Annotated in this window: 1 rRNA gene; it reads right to left on the reverse strand. The window is 52.1% G+C overall.

Going from position 1 to position 2,099, the window contains the following annotated elements:
* Positions 1-48 precede the first annotated feature (48 nt).
* Positions 49-1,576, reverse strand: a 16S ribosomal RNA gene (locus HMPREF2528_RS01100).
* Positions 1,577-2,099 lie beyond the last annotated feature (523 nt).

The following is a 2,099-nucleotide window of genomic DNA, read 5'->3' on the forward strand; positions in this document are numbered from 1 at the left end:
CCCACCCGACACTCGCGGGCAGCATGGCCAACTAAATGTGCTCCTTAGAAAGGAGGTGATCCAGCCGCACCTTCCGGTACGGCTACCTTGTTACGACTTAGTCCCAATCGCCAATCCCACCTTAGACGGCTCCCTCCAAAAAGGTTAGGCCACCGGCTTTGGGTGTTACCAACTTTCGTGACTTGACGGGCGGTGTGTACAAGGCCCGGGAACGTATTCACCGCAGCGTTGCTGATCTGCGATTACTAGCGACTCCGACTTCATGGGGTCGAGTTGCAGACCCCAATCCGAACTGAGACCGGCTTTTAGGGATTAGCTCCACCTCACAGTATCGCAACCCTCTGTACCGGCCATTGTAGCATGCGTGAAGCCCAAGACATAAGGGGCATGATGATTTGACGTCATCCCCACCTTCCTCCGAGTTGACCCCGGCAGTCTCCTATGAGTCCCCACCATAACGTGCTGGCAACATAGAACGAGGGTTGCGCTCGTTGCGGGACTTAACCCAACATCTCACGACACGAGCTGACGACAACCATGCACCACCTGTATACCAGCCCCGAAGGGAAACACCATCTCTGATGCGGTCCAGTATATGTCAAGCCTTGGTAAGGTTCTTCGCGTTGCATCGAATTAATCCGCATGCTCCGCCGCTTGTGCGGGCCCCCGTCAATTTCTTTGAGTTTTAGCCTTGCGGCCGTACTCCCCAGGCGGGGCACTTAATGCGTTAGCTACGGCGCGGAAAACGTGGAATGTCCCCCACACCTAGTGCCCAACGTTTACGGCATGGACTACCAGGGTATCTAATCCTGTTCGCTCCCCATGCTTTCGCTTCTCAGCGTCAGTTACAGCCCAGAGACCTGCCTTCGCCATCGGTGTTCTTCCTGATATCTGCGCATTCCACCGCTACACCAGGAGTTCCAGTCTCCCCTACTGCACTCTAGTCTGCCCGTACCCACTGCAATACACGGGGTTAAGCCCCGGCCTTTCACAGCAGACGCGACAAACCGCCTACAAGCTCTTTACGCCCAATAATTCCGGACAACGCTCGCGCCCTACGTATTACCGCGGCTGCTGGCACGTAGTTAGCCGGCGCTTTCTCTGCAGGTACCGTCAATTTCTCTTCTTCCCTGCTAACAGAGGTTTACAACCCGAAGGCCGTCATCCCTCACGCGGCGTCGCTGCATCAGGCTTGCGCCCATTGTGCAATATTCCCCACTGCTGCCTCCCGTAGGAGTCTGGGCCGTGTCTCAGTCCCAGTGTGGCCGGTCACCCTCTCAGGCCGGCTACCCGTCGTCGCCTTGGTGAGCCGTTACCTCACCAACAAGCTGATAGGCCGTGAGCCCATCTATAACCACTACATAACGCTTTCCACCAACACCCCATGCGGAGATTGGTCGTATCCGGTATTAGACCCAGTTTCCCGGGCTTATCCCAGAGTTAAAGGTAGGTTACTCACGTATTACTCACCCGTTCGCCACTAATCCACCTAGCAAGCTAGGCTTCATCGTTCGACTTGCATGTGTTAAGCACGCCGCCAGCGTTCGTCCTGAGCCAGAATCAAACTCTCCGTTGAAAAAATAGAAAAGCTTGATAATCTGATCTCAAACAGCGAATCACACACGGGGGTGCGTGACTCAAGCTGACTAAATTTGAAACCATTTGATGATTATCAAATATCAATAAATATTTGGTATTAGTTTCAGTTTCCATCACCATTCGGTGATTTTATTGAACAAAGCACACTATTGAGTTCTCAAGCAACACACCGATTCAACACCTCAACTTACTCTTTCGAGAAGTCTTACCGTTGAACGGTCATTCATGTTATTTTCATTGTTACCGCGTTCCCGCGGCAACTCAATCAACTATACCAGCGTCTTGTTTGCCATGCAAATCCGTTTTCCGTGATTCACACCACAATGTTTCTTCCCTAAACTCCTCCACCATCACCAACAGGCAACCTGAGATTCTTCTAAGCAAGAAACCAAAACACTATACAATTGAAAGACAGTCAAACCGCTTCTGACTAGGAGAAACACCGAAGAAAACTCTTCGTTTTTTCCTCCTCGCCGCGGCGACTCATACAACTATACAGA

Source organism: Rothia sp. HMSC078H08, from assembly GCF_001808955.1.
GTDB lineage: Bacteria > Actinomycetota > Actinomycetes > Actinomycetales > Micrococcaceae > Rothia.